The sequence below is a fragment of the Actinoplanes sp. NPDC051405 genome (genome assembly GCF_055586185.1).
Genome location: NZ_JBVJIR010000019.1, coordinates 147,708 through 164,831 on the forward strand (window position 1 = coordinate 147,708; position 17,124 = coordinate 164,831).

General features: G+C 72.8%; 18 protein-coding genes and 1 riboswitch. Of the genes, 7 read left to right on the top strand and 11 right to left on the bottom strand.

From position 1 onward, the window contains the following. Nucleotides 1-353: 353 nt before the first annotated feature. A complete protein-coding gene (locus tag ACZ6S4_RS34695) occupies nucleotides 354-902 on the top strand; it encodes a hypothetical protein (protein WP_465478955.1) in 549 nt (182 codons plus the stop codon). On the opposite strand, the gene ACZ6S4_RS34700 is transcribed toward ACZ6S4_RS34695, so the two are convergent. Further along, a complete protein-coding gene (locus ACZ6S4_RS34700) occupies nucleotides 880-1,350 on the bottom strand; it encodes a DUF1203 domain-containing protein (protein ID WP_465478956.1) in 471 nt (156 codons plus the stop codon). The genes ACZ6S4_RS34695 and ACZ6S4_RS34700 overlap by 23 nt on opposite strands. Here ACZ6S4_RS34700 and ACZ6S4_RS34705 point away from each other — a divergent pair. Further along, a complete protein-coding gene (locus ACZ6S4_RS34705) occupies nucleotides 1,349-2,020 on the top strand; it encodes a GNAT family N-acetyltransferase (protein ID WP_465478957.1) in 672 nt (223 codons plus the stop codon). The genes ACZ6S4_RS34700 and ACZ6S4_RS34705 overlap by 2 nt on opposite strands. Here ACZ6S4_RS34705 and ACZ6S4_RS34710 read toward each other — a convergent pair. From ACZ6S4_RS34710 to mgrA, 5 genes are all read right to left on the bottom strand, one after another. Further along, nucleotides 1,965-2,609 (bottom strand): nucleotidyl transferase AbiEii/AbiGii toxin family protein, encoded by a 645-nt coding sequence (locus ACZ6S4_RS34710; RefSeq protein ID WP_465478958.1) that lies wholly within the window; start codon nucleotides 2,607-2,609, stop codon nucleotides 1,965-1,967. The two genes, ACZ6S4_RS34705 and ACZ6S4_RS34710, sit on opposite strands and share 56 nt — an antisense overlap. A 465-nt stretch (nucleotides 2,610-3,074) precedes the next feature. Next, the gene (locus ACZ6S4_RS34715; RefSeq protein WP_465478959.1) at nucleotides 3,075-3,422 is read right to left on the bottom strand and encodes a hypothetical protein; all 348 of its coding nucleotides are present in this window, start codon (nucleotides 3,420-3,422) and stop codon (nucleotides 3,075-3,077) included. A 120-nt stretch (nucleotides 3,423-3,542) separates the two neighbouring features. Further along, on the bottom strand, nucleotides 3,543-4,289 hold the full coding sequence (locus ACZ6S4_RS34720) for a nucleotidyltransferase domain-containing protein (protein WP_465478960.1): 747 nt from the start codon (nucleotides 4,287-4,289) through the stop codon (nucleotides 3,543-3,545). Further along, nucleotides 4,286-4,960 (bottom strand): nucleotidyltransferase domain-containing protein, encoded by a 675-nt coding sequence (locus ACZ6S4_RS34725; protein WP_465478961.1) that lies wholly within the window; start codon nucleotides 4,958-4,960, stop codon nucleotides 4,286-4,288. The genes ACZ6S4_RS34720 and ACZ6S4_RS34725 overlap by 4 nt, the downstream gene beginning before the upstream one ends. Then, entirely contained in the window at nucleotides 4,957-5,952 is a 996-nt protein-coding gene (gene mgrA / locus ACZ6S4_RS34730; RefSeq protein ID WP_465478962.1) for an L-glyceraldehyde 3-phosphate reductase, read from the bottom strand. Before mgrA ends, ACZ6S4_RS34725 begins: the two co-directional genes overlap by 4 nt. 58 nt (nucleotides 5,953-6,010) lie before the next feature. Further along, nucleotides 6,011-6,098, top strand: a riboswitch (glycine riboswitch). 77 nt (nucleotides 6,099-6,175) lie between these two features. On the opposite strand from mgrA, the gene gcvP reads away from it, so the two are divergent. Further along, nucleotides 6,176-8,983: an aminomethyl-transferring glycine dehydrogenase gene (gene gcvP, locus ACZ6S4_RS34735; RefSeq protein WP_465478963.1), complete on the top strand. Its 2,808-nt coding sequence runs from the start codon at nucleotides 6,176-6,178 to the stop codon at nucleotides 8,981-8,983. A gap of 44 nt (nucleotides 8,984-9,027) precedes the next feature. On the opposite strand, the gene ACZ6S4_RS34740 is transcribed toward gcvP, so the two are convergent. Then, nucleotides 9,028-9,228 carry a DUF5999 family protein gene (locus ACZ6S4_RS34740; protein ID WP_212986528.1) on the bottom strand — a complete coding sequence of 67 codons (201 nt, stop codon included), beginning with the start codon at nucleotides 9,226-9,228 and terminating at the stop codon, nucleotides 9,028-9,030. Nucleotides 9,229-9,349: 121 nt separating this feature from the next. Between ACZ6S4_RS34740 and ACZ6S4_RS34745 the strand changes: the two genes are divergently transcribed. Genes ACZ6S4_RS34745 through ACZ6S4_RS34755 form a run of 3 tightly spaced genes read left to right on the top strand, consistent with a single transcriptional unit; the run spans nucleotide 9,350 to nucleotide 11,809 of the window. Continuing rightward, nucleotides 9,350-10,606, top strand: a complete 1,257-nt coding sequence (locus tag ACZ6S4_RS34745; RefSeq protein WP_465478964.1) for a chorismate-binding protein — start codon at nucleotides 9,350-9,352, stop codon at nucleotides 10,604-10,606. A gap of 31 nt (nucleotides 10,607-10,637) precedes the next feature. Beyond that, a complete protein-coding gene (locus tag ACZ6S4_RS34750) occupies nucleotides 10,638-11,135 on the top strand; it encodes a peptide deformylase (RefSeq protein WP_465478965.1) in 498 nt (165 codons plus the stop codon). After that, nucleotides 11,132-11,809, top strand: coding sequence for a class I SAM-dependent methyltransferase (locus ACZ6S4_RS34755; RefSeq protein ID WP_465478966.1), 678 nt, complete (start codon nucleotides 11,132-11,134; stop codon nucleotides 11,807-11,809). The genes ACZ6S4_RS34750 and ACZ6S4_RS34755 overlap by 4 nt, the downstream gene beginning before the upstream one ends. Here ACZ6S4_RS34755 and ACZ6S4_RS34760 read toward each other — a convergent pair. Genes ACZ6S4_RS34760 through ACZ6S4_RS34775 form a run of 4 tightly spaced genes read right to left on the bottom strand, consistent with a single transcriptional unit; the run spans nucleotide 11,772 to nucleotide 16,155 of the window. After that, a complete protein-coding gene (locus ACZ6S4_RS34760; protein ID WP_465478967.1) occupies nucleotides 11,772-12,230 on the bottom strand; it encodes an NUDIX domain-containing protein in 459 nt (152 codons plus the stop codon). The two genes, ACZ6S4_RS34755 and ACZ6S4_RS34760, sit on opposite strands and share 38 nt — an antisense overlap. 1 nt (nucleotide 12,231) lies before the next feature. Beyond that, nucleotides 12,232-13,389, bottom strand: a complete 1,158-nt coding sequence (locus tag ACZ6S4_RS34765; RefSeq protein WP_465478968.1) for an alanine racemase — start codon at nucleotides 13,387-13,389, stop codon at nucleotides 12,232-12,234. Further along, entirely contained in the window at nucleotides 13,376-14,995 is a 1,620-nt protein-coding gene (locus tag ACZ6S4_RS34770; RefSeq protein WP_465478969.1) for an IucA/IucC family protein, read from the bottom strand. Before ACZ6S4_RS34770 ends, ACZ6S4_RS34765 begins: the two co-directional genes overlap by 14 nt. Further along, nucleotides 14,992-16,155, bottom strand: coding sequence for an IucA/IucC family protein (locus tag ACZ6S4_RS34775; protein WP_465479029.1), 1,164 nt, complete (start codon nucleotides 16,153-16,155; stop codon nucleotides 14,992-14,994). The genes ACZ6S4_RS34770 and ACZ6S4_RS34775 overlap by 4 nt, the downstream gene beginning before the upstream one ends. Here ACZ6S4_RS34775 and ACZ6S4_RS34780 point away from each other — a divergent pair. Next, the gene (locus ACZ6S4_RS34780) at nucleotides 16,042-16,278 is read left to right on the top strand and encodes a hypothetical protein (protein WP_465479032.1); all 237 of its coding nucleotides are present in this window, start codon (nucleotides 16,042-16,044) and stop codon (nucleotides 16,276-16,278) included. The genes ACZ6S4_RS34775 and ACZ6S4_RS34780 overlap by 114 nt on opposite strands. Nucleotides 16,279-17,124: the final 846 nt, after the last annotated feature.

Here is a 17,124-nt window from a genome sequence, read left to right on the forward strand (position 1 = left end):
CCGGAAGGTTTTCGTTGAGTGTCATGGTGGCCCACCCTCCCCAACACCCCCCTCCCCGGCCCCCCCCCCCCCCCCCCCACGGAAGGGACCCTGCTGTGGAGTGGTACGGACCTGCTAGACGCCGAACGCCGAGTAGATCGGGCCGGCGACGCTGCCCGCGAGGCCGATGACGGCGGCGACGACGGCGATGGTGGAACCGATTCGAAGGCGCATTCCGGGAGCTCCTCTGGTGCGGTGGTGGCCTCGCAAGAGAGAGATTGCGCTCGACCGGGTGCGGAACGGGACACACCGGGTTGCCGATCGGTTGCAGAATGTATCGACATTGTTCTATGTCACCGATCTTCGGAGGTCCCGTGAAAGTCCTCGTCGTCCTGGCCGCCGCCCTCGTGGTCACCACCGGCGGTGCCCAGGCCCCGGCCACGCCCGCACCGGCCCCCTGCACGGCCCAGGTGCAGCTCAACCCCAGCTTCGAGCGCGGGACGGCGGGCTGGACCGCCGGCCCCCGGATGGTGGTGCTGGGCACGCCGGAACGCCCGGCGCACACCGGCCGGGCGTACGCGACCTTCGCCGGCCTCGACGTCACCCGCACCGACCTGCTGCGCTCCACGGTCACGATCCCGGCCGGCTGCGGCCTGGACGTGAGGTTCTACGCCCGGGCGAGCTCCACCGAGACCAGCCGGGGCGACTACCTCAACATGGGCCTCGGGGTGACCGGCGAGCCGCCGAAGACCCGCTTCTCGTTCGCCTTCGACATGCCGACCGACTGGCACCAGTACGGCGCCGGGGCCGCCGCCGCGGCCACCGAACGCACCGCGATCATCACCTTCGCCGGCAGCGAGTCCGCGGGCGGCGGCGTGACCACCTTCGACGTGGACGACGTCACCGCGACGCTGCGCCCGTAGGCAGCACGCTGAACATGTAGCAGCCGTAGACCACGTTGCGGCTGTGCACCAGGACAACGCCCGGCTCGGCCAGCACGGCGGTGAGCGCCGCCACCGGATCACCACCGTCGTGCTGCCGGCTGGCCGGATGGATCCGCCCGGCGCTGTCGTAGGCCCGCAGCACCTGCGGACGGCCGTACCAGTCGCCCGGATAGGTCAGGTCGTCGGCAGGCCCGCCGCAGGGCGCGGCGTGGGCGAACACCGCACCCTTCTCCCGGTACGGCGACGCGGGAAGCGGCGGCTCGTAGTTGAAGAGCAGGAGTCCCTCACCGGCGGCCGCGTCACGCAGGCAGCACCGCAGCGGCTCACCCCCGCGCGCACAGTGCCGTTCGGCCGCTCTCCCGGCCCGGGCCTCATCGAGCACGGCGGGGGAGAGGGCGCTGATCCGGTACGCGATGGTCGTCGTCATGACCTCATCCTGCGGCGCCGCCCGCCCGGCGGTCTGGCGGTATTCGGACGCCCGCCTCGGGGGCACACTGGAGGCCATGGACGTGATGCTGGCGCCGTTCACCCGGGAGTTGCTGCCCGCCGTACAGCCCTGGTTCGAGCACCCGGAGGTGGTCCGGCGGCTGGGCGGCCCGCAGTGGCCGGTCCGGAACCTGGAGCTGGCCGGCACGGGACTGGGCGAGACGTTCCGCGGGCGCCGGGTGCTGCGCGACCACTCCTGGGTGGCGTACGACCCGTCCGGGGCGGTGGTCGCGAACATCGGTGGGGAGGTGTACGACCGCTGGTGCCGGTATTCGGAGGGCCCGGGCGGCCCGGTGATCGAGGCGGTGGAGCCGGGCCTGAGCATGGGGCTGGTGTACGTCGTGGATCCGCGCCGCTGGAGGCAAGGCTTCGGGACGGCGGCGCTGCTGGCGGTCATGGCCGCGCCGGAGGTCGCCGACGTGGTGCTGTTCGCGGCCGGCGTCGAGCCGGACAACGAGGCCAGTGTGCGGTGCGCCGCGGCGGCGGGCATGCGCCCGGACCGTTCGGAGCCGGACTGGGAGGGCTTCGTCTACTACCTCCGGCGACGGGAGCTCGTCAGCGCGGCCAGGCCGCCAGCCGCTCCCGCACCACCCGGACCTGCTCCGGGCTGAGTCCGTAGACCGCGAACCGAGCGTCGTCGAGCCGGTCCAGATACCGTCCGGCGTCGGCCACCTCATCGTCGTCCAGGCCGGGGTCCAGCGCCCGGGCCAGCTCCAGCACCCGCGTGAGCGAATACCGCTCCAGCGCGGCCGCCACGTCGATGTAGTCGCGGACCTCCCGCCGGTTGACCAGCGCCGCGACCTTGGACGCGACCAGGTCGTCCAGGTGCATCACCGGGCCCACGTCCATCACCACCGGGGCCCGGCTGCGGTCCAGCCGGGTCAGGGTCAGCCGCAGCGCGCGGGTGCCGTCGGCCACGTGGTACTCGCGCAGGTCGTCGTCCATGCCCTCGAAGAGCTCGTCACCGACCTCGCGGAACACCTGGTAGCCGGCGTCGGTGAGGGCGGCGGTGACCTGCCCGGCGGCAGCCTCGACGGCCCCGGCGGTGTCGGTGAACAGGTCGATGTCCTCGGTCGGGCGTTGCACCAGGCCGTTGACCAGCCAGGCGACGCCGCCACCGAGCACGAAGCCGTGCTTCTCCCCGACGGTCAGGGCGATGGTGGCGACGTCACGGTAGAAGTCGTCGATGTTCCCGCTCACCCCGGCGACGCTAGCGGATCTGCCCCGCGGCGCCACCGCGACCGGCCGGGGCACGATCCGGTTCTGAGGCGGTGCGCGTTCTGCGCGAAGAGGCCGTCCGACCCCGCGCCGACTTGCCGCCGATCGGTCGGCCCTGTGCCGTCGATGACCTTCAGGAGGACCGCGCGGTCGAAGAGACAGCATCGGGCGACGCGGATGTTCCTGGAGCTCGTGACGCAAAGGGTGTTGAGGTCTGTCGTCACCATCAGATCCTCAACACCCTTGGGCAGCCATCGATCCTGTGGTCGCTCAGTCGAAATCGATGAAGGCGTCATCCGCGTACGCGTACTCGTGGCAGTAGGCGCGCGAGTAATTGGGAGCCCTCACGACTGGTCCGTTCGCGAAATAGACGTGGCCGTCGTTCTCGTTGCACCGGGCTATCGCGTGGTAGCGGTAGCCGGCATTGTGGTGGAGGACGATCAGGGCTCAGGCGGCCGCGGCCCGGCGCAGCATCGGGTGGCGAGCCTCCCACGCGGCGCGGACACCACGGGGCAGGTTGAGCTCCGCCCAGATCCGCACCAGCGTCGGCCCGTGCAGATAACTGCGCAGCTCGTCCACCCGCACCGCCTCACGCAGCACGTTCTCGTACATCCAGAGCAGCATCGTCGGCTGGTCCAGGTCGAACGTGCGCACCGGATTCCACCACAGCCGCAGCGGTAGCTCGACCAGTCCGTGGGCCGGGCCGGTCAGCTCGCCGAGGGTGCCTGCCACGAGCACCGGCCGGTGCGGCCGGGCGAGGTGAACCGCCGGGGCGTCGGGCGCGGTGGTGGGCATGGGACCAGGGTAGACCGCCAACCCTGCTGAAGGATAACTCCTAGAGTCCTAGGATGCCTTAGGCGCAGTGCGGCACGCCGCACCAGAAGCAGAAATGACCGCCTGCGGCGGACGACGAAACTAAGAAAGCCGGGTACGGACGACCAGCTGGTGCAACGCCTCGACGGCGTCCCGGTCGGCCTGCTCGGGCAGCGTGGAAGCGTCCCGCGCCGTCTCCAGCTCGGCCCGAAGCCGGGGGATGTCCCGGGCGAGGTCGGCGCGCACGGCCGACGGGAACGGGCCGTGCTCCGCCTCGCGCTTGCGGCCGATCAGCTCCGGCACGTACGCCAGGCCGGTGCCCAGCAGGCCGAGGTCGGTCTCGAGCTCGCCGGTCCGCATGAGGTGCACTCCGGTGAGCAGCACCCGCAGCGTGTACAGCGCCGGCTTGAGCTCGCCGGTGCGGTCGAAGAGCCGCTCCTGGGTCGCCGCGAAGCCCAGGTAGTGGTGAGCGTGGTGGCGGGTGATCAGCGTCGGGGCCAGCGCCTTCAGCTCTTCGTGGACCGGGGAGGTGGCGACCACCAGCGGGGACAGCAGCTGTTCCAGCACGTAGCCGTTGCGGCCGGTGAGCAGGCGGGCGAACTTGAGCAGGTCGTGGCTGACCACGTCGAGTTCGACGCCGTCGCGCCAGCCGTCGGACTGCAGGGTCTCGGGGCCGGTGCGCAGGCCGACGACCTCGGCCGCCGGCAGTAGGTGGGCGGCCCGGAGATCCAGGTCCGAGTCGGCCGACGCGAAGCCGTACAGGTGGGCGCCGCTCACGGTGGCGAAGATCAGGGGGTAGGGCAGGTCCTCGGCGACCTGGCCGGCCCAGTTCGGCACGTCGATGGTCATGGCAGACCCCTTTCCCGTACGGCGTAGAGCAGCGCGTCGACGGCGGCCCGGTCCGGCGTCTCGGGCAGGGCGGTGCGCGCGGCCGCCTCGTCCAGGTCGGCCAGCAGGTCGCCGGCCCACGCGGTCACCGATTCCCACGGCACGTCGCCGTTCTTGACGGCCAGCAGGCGCTCGCGCAGCGGGGACACGTCGACGAGCACTTCGCCGGTCCGCAGGACGTGGGCGCCGGCCAGCAGCAGCCGGATCATGTGCATGGCCTGTTTGTGGTTGGTCCCGCCGCTGCGCCGGCGCCGGGCGTCGACGCGTTTGAGCTGGTCACGGGCGTACGCGCCGTACGTGTCGGCGACGCGCCGGGAGAGGAACGCCTGCCGGGTGGCCAGCAGGTGTTCGCCGTCGGCGGTGACCGCGGTGATCAGGGGTGACCAGAGCACTTCGAGCACGGTCGGGTTGCCCTGCAGGGCCAGGGTGCAGAAGCGTTCGAGCTCCCAGGAGAACTGTTCGTCGGCCGGGCCGTCGAGGTGGGTCGGTGGCTTGTCGAGATGCCAGAACAGGGCGGTGGGGGCTGCGTACACGCCTCGCCGGTCGTGGTCGGAGCCCGGGCCGGCGAGGCCGTACGCGCGGGAGCCGACCACGACCGCGAGGATCGTGTGCTCGGTGACGAGGGCGGTCACAGGTCCAGGCTGGTGCCGTCGATCGCCTGCAGGTCGTCGTCGCTCAGGTCGAGCTTGTCCAGGGCGGCGACGTTGGTCTCGAGCTGTTCGACGCTGCTGGCGCCGATGATCAGGCTGGTCATGCGCTGGTCGCGCAGGGCCCAGGCCAGCGCCATCTGGGCCAGGGACTGGCCGCGGCGACGGGCGATGTCGTTGAGGTTGTGGATGCGGCCCATGGTGGGCTTGTCCAGGTCGCTCTCGTTGAGGAAGACGCTGGTGCGTACCCGGGAGTCGTCGGGGATGCCGCCGAGGTAGCGGTCGGTGAGCAGGCCCTGCTGCAGGGGGCTGAAGGCGATGCACCCGGCGCCGACAGCTTCCAGCGTGTCGAGCAGGTGGTCCTTCTCGATCCAGCGGTTGAGGATGGAGTAGGACGGCTGGTGGATCAGCAGGGGAGTGCCGAGTTCCTGCAGGATGGCGGCGGCGCGGGCGGTCTGTTCGGCGTTGTAGTTGCTGATGCCGACATAGAGGGCCTTGCCGGAGCGGACGACGGCGTCGAGGGCGCCCATGGTCTCTTCCAGCGGGGTGTCCGGGTCGGGGCGGTGGTGGTAGAAGATGTCGACGTAGTCGAGGCCGAGCCGGCGCAGGGACTGGTCCAGCGAGGAGACCAGGTATTTGCGGGAGCCCCACTCACCGTAGGGGCCGTTCCACATGTGGTAGCCGGCCTTGGTGGAGACGACGAGTTCGTCGCGGTGGTGGCGGAAGTCGGTGGCCAGGACGCGGCCGAAGTTCTCCTCGGCGCTGCCGGGCGGCGGGCCGTAGTTGTTGGCCAGGTCGAAGTGGGTGACGCCGAGGTCGAAGGCGCGGCGGGTGATGTCGCGCTGGCGTTCGATGGGGCGGGCGTCGCCGAAGTTGTGCCACAGGCCGAGGCTGATGGCGGGCAGTTTGAGCCCGCTGCGCCCGGCGCGGCGGTAGGTCATGGTGTCGTAGCGGTCTGGCGCCGCGGAGTAGGTCACACACCACACCCTAGGGACACATGATCGAAACGTGCGCGCTGGTAGGTTCGTAGCAGCCGTACACCGCGCGGGAGAGACCACCTCGGTGGCGCCGAAGGGGCAAATCCTCCCCGGAACCTCTCAGGCAAAAGGACCGCGTAGGTAGGCGACTCTGGAGTGCCCTGTGGGTATGACAGAGGGGGAGGTTGCGTCCGCCGACCTCTCTCTCCCCGCAGGAGCCGCTATGACGTTCGCTGACCGCCACATCGGCCCGGATGCCGATGCGCAGACCCAGATGCTCAAGGCGATCGGGTACGCCTCGCTCGACGCGCTGATGGACGCCGCGATTCCCGAGGTGATCCGCTGGCACGGGTCGCTGGAGCTGCCCTCGGCCGCCTCCGAGGAGGAGACGATCGCGGAGCTGCGGGAGATCGCCGGCCGCAACACGGTGGCGACCTCGATGATCGGGCTCGGCTACTATGGCACCTTCACCCCGGCGGTGATCCGGCGCAACGTGCTGGAGAATCCGGCCTGGTACACGGCGTACACGCCGTATCAGCCGGAGATCAGCCAGGGCCGGCTGGAGGCGCTGCTGAACTTCCAGACGATGGTGACCGATCTGACCGGGCTGACCACGGCGAACGCGTCGATGCTGGACGAGGGCACGGCGGTGGCCGAGGCGATGACCCTGGCCCGCCGGTCGAGCAAGAGCAAGAGCCCGGTGTACGTGGTCGACGCGGACACGCTGCCGCAGACGCTGGCGATCCTGCGGACCCGGGCCGAGCCGCTGGGTATCGAGATCGTCCTGGCCGACCTGGACGCCGGTGCGGAGCTGCCGGCGGAGTTCTTCGGGCTGCACCTGCAGTATCCGGGCGCCTCGGGCGCGGTGCGGGATCACGCGGCGCTGGTCGAGGCGGCGCACGCGGTGGGTGCGCTGGTGACGGTGGCGGCGGATCTGCTGGCGCTGACGTTGCTGCGGGCGCCGGGCGAGATCGGGGCGGACATCGCGGCGGGCACGACGCAGCGGTTCGGCGTACCGCTGGGCTTCGGTGGCCCGCACGCCGGTTACCTGGCGGTGCGGGCCGGGCTGGAGCGTTCGTTGCCGGGCCGGCTGGTCGGGGTGTCGCGGGACGCGGACGGCGCTCCGGCGTACAGGCTGGCTCTGCAGACCCGTGAGCAGCACATCCGCCGGGAGCGGGCGACGAGCAACATCTGCACCGCGCAGGTCCTGCTGGCGGTGATGGCGAGCATGTACGCGGTGTATCACGGTCCGGCGGGGCTGCGGGAGATCGCCCGGCGTACCCATGAGCGGGCCGGTGCGGTCGCGGCCGGGCTGGCCGCGGCCGGGGTGGAGGTCGCGCACGCCGCGTTCTTCGACACGGTGACCGCGGTGGTGCCGGGCCGGGCGGCTGAGGTGGTCGCGACGGCCGAGGGTGCGGGGATCAATCTGCGGCTGGTGGACGCCGACCGGGTGTCGGTCGCGTGTGACGAGACGACGACGCCGGCGCACGTGGCGGCGGTGCTGGCCGCGTTCGGTGCGGCTCCGGCGGCGCCTGCTGGTGTGGCGTTGCCGGCGGGTCTGGAGCGCACCACCGACTATCTGACGCACCCGGTGTTCTCGGCGCACCACTCGGAGACGGCGATGCTGCGGTACCTGCGCAAGCTGTCGGACCGCGACTACGCGCTGGACCGGGGCATGATCCCGCTGGGCTCGTGCACGATGAAGCTGAACGCGACCACCGAGATGGAGCCGGTCAGCTGGGCGGAGTTCGCCAACATCCACCCGTACGCGCCGGCGTCGCAGACGGCCGGCTACGAGGCGCTGGTGGCGCAGCTGGAGGGGTGGCTGGCCGAGGTCACCGGGTACGACGCGGTGAGCGTGCAGCCGAACGCGGGTTCGCAGGGTGAGCTGGCGGGTCTGCTGGCGATCCGGGGTTATCACCGTTCGCGGGGTGAGACGCACCGGGACGTGTGTCTGATCCCGTCGAGTGCGCACGGCACGAACGCGGCCAGCGCGGTGATGGCGGGCATGCGGGTGGTCGTGGTGGCCTGCGACGAGAACGGCAACGTGGACCTGGGTGACCTGGCCGCCAAGATCTCCGAGCACGCGGACGCGCTGGCGGCGATCATGGTGACGTATCCGTCGACCCACGGCGTGTACGAGAAGGGCATCGCGGAGCTGTGCGGCGCGGTGCACGACGCGGGCGGCCAGGTGTACGTCGACGGGGCGAACCTGAACGCGCTGGTCGGTTTCGCCAAGCCGGGCAAGTTCGGCGCGGACGTGTCGCACCTGAACCTGCACAAGACGTTCTGCATCCCGCACGGCGGCGGAGGCCCCGGCGTGGGCCCGGTCGCGGTGCGCGCGCATCTGGCGGAGTTCCTGCCGGGTGACCCGCTGGAGCCCGGTGAGCACCACGCGGTGTCGGCGGCGGCGCACGGCTCGGCCGGGATCCTGCCCATCTCGTGGGCGTACCTGCGGATGATGGGCCCGGAGGGGCTGGCCGCGGCGACCGGGGTGGCGGTGCTGGCGGCGAACTACGTGGCGGCGCGGCTGCGGGAGCACTACCCGGTGCTGTACGCCGGCAACGAGGGCCTGGTCGCGCACGAGTGCATCCTGGACCTGCGGCCGCTGACCAAGGCGACGGGCGTGTCGGTCGACGATGTGGCGAAGCGGCTCATCGACTACGGCTTCCACGCGCCGACGATGTCGTTCCCGGTGGCCGGGACGCTGATGGTGGAGCCGACCGAGAGCGAGGACCTGGCCGAGCTGGACCGGTTCTGCGACGCGATGATCGCGATCCGGGCCGAGATCGAGCGGGTGGCGGCGGGGGAGTGGCCGCGGGACGACAATCCGCTGCACAACGCCCCGCACACGGCGGCGGCGGTGACGGCGGACGAGTGGCAGCACGCGTACCCGCGGTCGCTGGCGGGTTTCCCGGCCGGGGTGGACCGGACCTCGAAGTACTGGCCGCCGGTGCGGCGCATCGACGGGGCGTACGGGGACCGGAACCTGGTCTGCTCGTGCCCCTCGCCGGAGGCGTTCGAGGACTGAGCCGTAGCGCGGCGGGGTCTCGTGGCGAGGCCCCGCCGGTGTTGTCAGGCCGCGAGGGCGTGCACCGCCGGTCCGCGGTGTGGTGCGATCGTCCTGCCGTCGGGCAGCAGCTCACCGGTGTCCTCGAAGACGATGACACCGTTGCAGAGCAGGCTCCATCCCTGCTCGGGGAAGGTCGCCACGATCCGGGCCGCTTCGCGGTCGACGGCTTCGGCAGAGGGGCAGGACTTCTGGTGCTGGCACATCTGGTGTCTCCGGTAGGGGGTTGTGTCGTGCTTCACATCAACGGGGCGGAACACTACTCCCATCCGAACGAATCCGGATCTCGTGAGTGACGGCGCCCCATTGAGAGAATCCACTGTTCTGATGTTCCACGGCAGAGCCGCCGCCGACCACTTTCCGACACCCGGGCGGGGTCCTCAACCGGGTTCTCCGGCGTCCTGCCAGGGCCGTCACGGTGAGTCATACCGTTTCGAGTGGTCGGTGGGTGATGGTGGTGACCCCGCAGAGCTTGTCGCGGCGTTCCTCGAAGGCAACGGACTGCCGGTGCGAGACATCGGCCGAACGGCTACCCAATTCCACCCGACCGGCGTCGGAACCCCTTGCGGCGCAACACTGTACGTGTCCGCGTCGGCCGGTTCGGTGATCATCGGCGGGCCTGCCGGAGCGCCTTCTCCGGTCCCCGGGATCCCGGATGTGGTGGCCGTCGTGCACACCCACCGTGACCCGGTCGAGCCGTCACCGTCCGTGATGGGAGCGTGTGCGATCGGCTCCGGCAATTCGGGAGGTTCCGCAGCGGGTGCAAGCCCGGACGAGTGGCGGCTCGGTCCGTGGCACGACAGTTGGAGCCGCGCCGAGCACGCCGCCGCGGTCACCGCGGTCCGGGACGCGATCGGGCGTGGCGATGTCTATCAGGTCAACGTCGTGGGGCATGCCTCGGCGCCGTACACGGGCGATCCGGGGCCGGCCCTGGCCCGGGTGGCCGCCCTGCCCGGCGCGCGCTACGGCGGCGTGCTGAGCGGCGACGGCTGGGCCGTGGCGACGGCCACGCCGGAGACGCTGGTCGAGGTCCGCGGCGGCCGGGTGATCACCCGGCCCATCAAGGGCACCCGGCCGGCCACCGAGCAGGGCCGCCGCGAGCTGCTCGCCTCGGCCAAGGAACGCGCCGAGCACGTGATGATCGTCGACCTGGAACGCAACGACCTGGCCCGCCTGGGCGTGGGCCCGGTCCGGGTCGACGAGCTGTTCGCGGTGCGCCGCTGGTGCGAGCTGTGGCAGGCCGAGTCGGTGGTGTCCGCCCCGATCGAGCAGCCGGTGGGCCTGCCCGAGCTGCTCCGGGCGCTGTGCCCGGGCGGCTCGGTGACCGGCGCCCCCAAGCACGCGGCACTGCGCGAGATCGCCCGGCTGGAGCCGGTCGGCCGCGGCGTCGCCATGGGCGCCCTGGGCTGGGTCGGCACCGACCACATCGACCTGGGCCTGAGCATCCGTACGGCGGCCGTCGACGGTGAACGGGTGCACCTGTGGGCCGGCGGCGGCATCACCATCGACAGTGACCCGTGGGCTGAGGTCGACGAGGCGGCGGCCAAGGCGGCCCCGATGCGCGCCGCGCTGGCCGGTCCCTGAGCCGCGCACCCGCTTCGCCTAGGTTGAGGCCATGACTGTGCGAGGAATCCGCTTCTACGGCGACCCGGTGCTGCGGACCCCCGCGGCCGAGGTCGTCGCGTTCGACGACGACCTGCGGGCGCTGATCACCGACCTGGAGGACACCGTGCGCGAGCCCGGCCGGGCCGGGGTCGCCGCCCCGCAGATCGGCGTCGGCCTGCGCGCGTTCTCGTACAACGTCGGCGGCGTGGTCGCTCACCTGATCAACCCGGTGCTGTCGGAGTTCGACGGTGAGCAGGACGACCAGGAGGGCTGTCTGTCGCTGCCCGGCATGGAGTATCCGACCCGGCGGGCCTGGTCGGTGACCGCCACCGGCGTCGACCAGTTCGGTGAGCCGCTGACGATCAAGGGCACCGGCCTGCTGGCCCGGGCGTTGCAGCACGAGACCGACCACCTCGACGGCCGGCTCTACATCGACACGCTGACCGGTGACGTCCGCCGCCAGGCCCTGCGTGAGCTGCGCCGCGGACCACGGGCGGCCCGCCGATGAGCGAGCCCGTACCCGAGCCCACCGTGCCGGACACCACCCGCCTGGCCGCCGCGTCGCTGGCGGCCGGCGATCCCACCGGCTGGTTCGAGCAGCTGTACGCCGAAGCCGGCGCGGGCACCGCACAGGTGCCGTGGGACGTGCCGCGGCCCAGCAAGCTGCTCGCCGGGTGGGCCCGCGACGGCGCGGTCGTCGGCGGCGCCCGCCGCGCCCTGGTCATCGGCTGTGGGCTGGGCCGCGACGCCGAGTTCCTCGCCGGGCTGGGTTTCGTCACCACGGCGTTCGACATCTCCGCCACCGCGGTGCGCACGGCCCGCGAGCGGCACCCGGACTCCCCGGTCGAGTACCGCGTGGCGGACCTGCTGGACCCGCCGCCGCAGTGGCGCGGCGGCTTCGACCTGGTGTGTGAGAGCAACAACGTGCAGGCCCTGCCCAAGCCGGTCCGGGACCGGGCGATCGCCAACGTGGGCCCGCTGGTCGCGCCCGGCGGCACCCTGCTGGTCCTGGCGGCCGCCGCGACCGGTACGGGCACCGACGGCCCGCCGTGGCCGCTGACCCGCGCGGAGATCGACGCGTTCGCCGCCCCGGGCCTGACCCCGGTACGGGTCGACGAGATCGGTGACCCCGACGACCCGCTGATCAGGCGGTGGCGGGCGGAATTCCGAGCCGCCGGATGACCTCGATCAGGTCCGGCGGGTCCAGCCCGGCCAGGCCGCTGAGCTCGGCCGGGCTCAGCCAGGCGTGCCCGGCCAGGGTGAGCTGCTCGTCGGGCATGAGGCCGTCGCGGGCCAGCGGCGGCCGGGCGACGTCGTAGCGGGCCAGGAAGAACTCCTCGGGCCCGGCGAACGGCTGTCCCTTCCACCGGAAGTCCCGCAGCACGGTCACCGACGGCCCGGTCACGGCGGCCGGGTCGAGCCCGGTCACCGACGGCCCGGTCACGGCGGCCGCGGCCAGGAAATCCTCGCCCGGCTCGACGCCACCGCCGGGCGGCTCCCACACGTCGTGCCCGTCCACCGGGTCCCGCCAGTGCAGCAACAGGATGCGGCCGCCCGCGTCGACGCAGACGACCCGGGCGGCGCGGCGGTGGACCGGGTCCATGTCAGAGCACCTCGAATCGCGGTGGCGGGTGGCGCAGGAAGTCGTGGTGGGAGATGTCCCAGCCGTACGCGCCGGTGCGGGCGAAGACCAGCACGTCACCGATGCGCAGCCGGTCCACGGGCTGGTCGCGGGCGAGGACGTCGCGCGGGGTGCACAGCTCCCCGACGGCGTCCACGGTGACGTCGGTGACCTGGGGGCGGGGCCACTCGTAGGGCCAGTCGTCGACGGGCAGCACGGTGAACGGGTGGCTGTAGCCCCAGGCGGCGGGCAGCCGGAAGTGGTGCGTGCCGCCGCGTAGCACCGCGAACCAGCGGCCGTGGGTGTGCTTGAGGTCGAGGACCTCGGCGGCGTACCAGCCGGCGTCGGCGGTCAGGATCCGGCCGGGCTCGACGATCAGCTCCACGCCGGCCGGCACCGTCAGCCCGGCCAGCCCGGCCCGCAGCTCGCCCAGGTCGATGGTGGCGTCGCTGAGGTAGTCGACGCCGAGACCGCCGCCGACGTTGACCAACCGCAGGTCCAGCCCGTGCCGGGCGGCGGTGGCCACCGACCAGTCCAGCGCCTCGGCGACGAACCGGGCGTGGGCGGCGGCGTCCAGGTTGTTCGACACGGCGTGCAGGTGGAAGCCGGTGATCCGGACCGAGGTCAGCGGCAGGGCCAGCACCCGGGCCAGTTCCTGCTCGTCGACACCGAACGGGGTGGGCGTACCCGTCATGGCGTGGCTGCCGGGCAGCGCGGCCTGTGCGCGGTTGACCCGTACCGCTGCCTGCACGACCGTCCCGGCCGCCCGGGCGGCCCGGTCCAGGCGCCGCAGCTCGTGGCCGCTCTCCACGTTGACCTGCGCGCCCGCGGCCGCGGCCGCGGCCAGCTCGGCGTCGGTCTTGCCCGGCCCGCCGAAGACGATCCGGCCGGCGCCGGCCGCGACCGCCAGCTCGAGCTCACCGCCGGAGGCGACCTCCAGGCCGTCGCAGGCCGCGCCGAGGGTACGCACGACCGCCGGGTGCCCGTTGGCCTTCACCGCGTACAGCAGGGTCGTGCCCGGCGGCAGCGCGGCCCGCACCGCGGCGGCCCGCTCCCGCAGCGCGGCCGTGTCGTAGACGTAGGCACACACCGGCCGCGGCAGGGCCCGCAGCGCGGCGGCGACGTGCTCAGGCAGCGGCATGCAGGGGATTCTCCACCGGCAGGTACTCGTCGCCGCCCCCGGCCAGGCGCATCCGCACCAGCGCCTTGTGCGGCACGGTCGGCGCGGTGAAAGCGGCGTGGTCCTGCGCCGCGAGCTCACCCGCCCCGGCGTAGGTCTCGTCGACGACGGCCCGCACGATCCGCCACGCGGCGTCCTCGTCCAGCCCGTGCGACTCACCGAGCCGGATCACCAGTTCACCCAGATGCGCCTGGAACGCCGTGTACCCGATCTTGGCCCGCAGCACCGCGGCATCGTCCGTACCGACCACCGAGCCGGGCCACAGCGTCACGTCGTGACCGGCGGCGGCCAGCCGGCCCGGGTGCAGCCGCAGCCCGGCGAAGTCGCGCACGGCGAGGCGCTGCGGCACCCCGCCGGTGAACGTGGGCAGGCAGTTCTGCAGGTGCGCCTCCAGGGCCACCCCGCGCAGCGTCAGCCGCAGCAGCGGCGGCACGACCAGCCGGGTGTACGCGTCCAGGAACGCGGCCGCCGCGCCCGCGTCGTCGCGTCGTCCCGTACTCGTGGCGAACTCGGCCACCAGCGCGGCGGCGACGAACGGCAGCGCCCCACCCGGCACCGCCTGCTCACCGGGGCGCAGCCGCCCGGTGAGACCGTCGCGCATGATCGCGGCCATGTCCCGCCCCGACCCGGCCGGTACGGCCGCCCCGGCGGTCTCGGCCATCAGCAGCAGCCGGTCCGCGGCCGGGTCCTCGGCGACGAGCCGGTGCAGCAGCACGGACACGGCCGGGCCGTTGCGGGTACTGGCGACGCTGATGCTGCGCCGCGTCGAGGTGACCTGGATGTCCAGCGACACCTTCACGTACCGGCGGGTGCCGTCCGCGGCGACCGGCAGCAGCAGCGTCCGCAGCGCGGCGGTCGGGATCGCGTCGAGCTCGTCGTCCAGGATCCGCAGCGCCCCGCTGTCGAGCAGATCGCGGTAGCGCGACGGCAGCACGGCGTCGCGCTGCCAGGCGTGCACCGGCTGCAGCCGGTAGCCCGCCGGCGCCTGCGGCAGCTGCGGATACACCTCCCGCAGGGCGGCGCCGACGTCGTCGCCCAGGTGCAGGTCATCGCGGACCGCGATGAACCCGAGCCGGGTGTGCCCGGCCTCCAGGTCGTGGGCCAGCACGTCGCTGGTGTCCCAGCCCAGCCGGGTCCGCCCGCACGGGTGCAGGTTGTGCCCGGCGACGGCGAGCCGCTCCCCGGCGACCGCGGCGTGGTCCGGGTCGGTGGCCGGCACGTGCGCGTGCCGGGCCATGGCGACGGCCAGGTTGACCACGGCGTTGCGCAGCTCGGCGGCGAACCCGGCAGCGTTGCCCGGCAGCCGCTCCGGCAGCAGGTCGGCGGGGTCGTCGGCCCCCGCGGTGCCGTACTCGACGCGGTGGAAGGCGTGCATCCGGTCGCCGGGCGCGGCCGGCACGATCCCCTCCCGGACCAGCGCGCCGCGCAGCCGCCGCCCGACCACGTCGGCCGCCTCGGGCAGCGCGGCGGTGAACCCGTCACTGAGCTGAGGGGCGTGCACGGCCAGGGCCGCGCCGGTGTGGGCGGCGGTGATGGCGAGCCGCCGGGTCGCCAGGCTGCGTGTCATGCCCCCGCCATCGGATTGTCGTGGGTGGTCCAAAGGTCGACGAGCGGGTCGTCGGCCAGCCGCATCGCCGTGGTCGCCTTGACCGGCAGCGGGTCGCTGAGCAGCCGGGCCGCGTCGCTGGTCGCGGTGCCCCGGATCGCGGCGGCGGTGGCTGCCCACAGCCGTTCCGGGTCGGCGCCGGCGCGGGTCAGCACGGCGATGAGCTGCCCGGCGACCGTACCGAGGACGGCGGCGGCCAGCTTGGTGCGCAACACGTCCGGGTCGTCGCTGGGCAGATCCCCCTCGACCGGCGGTGCCTCGACGCCATGGGCACGCAGCCGGCGGGCGCTGACCCGGACACCGCCGAGGTCGCGGTAGACGATCCGCGACGGCCGGCCGCCGTCGAGCACCAGCAGCGTGTTCTGCCCGTGGGCCTCCAGCGCGACGCCGCGGTCCAGCACGGTCAGAAGCGGCGGGAGCAGCAGGTGCACGAGGTCGTGCCACCACGCGTACGGGTCGGTGGCCAGGCCGGGCAGCAGCTCCGGCAGGGCGCCCAGGGGCAGCACGGTCTCGGTCGCGCCGATCCGCGGGGCTTGGCGGCGCAGGTGGGCGAGGTGGCGCTGGGGCCGGCCGTCGATCAGGACCGCGCCGGCGGCGGTCTCCCGCAGGACGGTCAGGGGCAGGTCGGCGGTGAGGGTCGCGAGCAGGTCGGACAGTCGCGGGCCGTTGTGGATCGCGGCGGGTGAGACGGTACGCACGGCGGAGGTCATCTGGATGTCGACGGCGGTCTTGAGATGGTCGGCGCCGGACAGCGGAGCGACGGTGCGCAGGGACATGAGAGGGCGGACCAGGTCGGTCTGGCCGGCATCGGTCAGCCAGGGGTAGCGGGCGGTGATGCGTTCGGCCTGCCAGGGGTGGGCGTAGAGGATCGGTGGGGTGTCGCCGTACCAGCGGTCGGGCGGGACGGCGAGGCGGCGCAGGCGGATGACCGGGCGGTGCTCGGGGGCGTAGGCCAGGACATCGGCGACGGTCATGCCGCCGCGGGTACGGGTGCAGGGGTGCAGGGGGTGGCCTTCGAGGACCCGTTGCTCGAGGCGGACGAGGCCGTCGGGGTCGCCTTGGGCTCTCTTGAGGTCGAGGGCGGCGGGAGTGGGTGGGGGGTCGGCGTAGGCGAGGGCCAGGTTGGCGACGCTGTTGTCGATTTCCCGGGCGAGGCGTTCGGTGTGGGGGCCGAGGTTCAGGGAGCGCAGCAGGGTGGCGGGATCGTCGTAGGCCTCAGCCGGGCGGTTTCTGGCCGGATTTGATTCGTCCCGGTGGGTCCTGCCCGGGCCGTCTCCGGTCCGGTAGCTCTCGTCGGGACCGCTTCCGGCTCGGCGGGTCTCGTCTGGGCTGCTTCGGTCCCAGGGACTCTCGTGCGGGTCGCATCGGTCCCAGCGGCCCGTCTGTCGGATGCTTTCGCCGCTGCGGGCCCCGCCTCTTCGGGCTTCGTCGGAGTGGAATCCACCATCGTGGGCTTGGCCCCGGCGGACGTCGTCCGGGTGGGATCCGCCGCGGCGGACTTGTCGCCTGCTCGCCTCGTCCCGGCTCGCCTCGTCCCGGCTCGCCTCGTCCCGGCTCGCCTCGTCCCGGCGGGAGTCGCTCAGGCGGCTTCCGTCTTGGTGGGTGAGCCAGGCGGTGAGGCCGGGTTCGGGGGTGGCGAACGGGAGGGTGGCTGCGGTGGGGGCGGTCAGCGCGCGGCCGTCGGCGAGTTGGACGTGGTGTGCACGGTGGGTTACGCCGGGGAGTGGTTCGTGGTGCAGGGCGTTGAGGAGGCGGGCCATAATCTCGGCTCGGGCCGCCGGGAGGGCCGCGTCGTAGGCCGATACCAGGTCCGGGCGGTGTTGGTGCAGTTCAGTGCGGGTTCTGGTGGGGTCGGCGGTGTGCCCGTCGGGTGGTGCTGGGGTGGTCGGTGGTGTGGGCACGGGTCGTATTCTCCGGCAGTCGGCTTGTCGGGGTCGGGCCGGGCCTGCCATCCAACATCCTAGGATGCCTTACAGGGTGTGCGCTCGATCGCTCGCACACGGTTGTTCCAAAACAAAAAGGAATCAACGACTACCCCTGATTTGAATTCAGCCTTTGGGATTCGGGGCAGGGTCAATCACGGGGTGCGG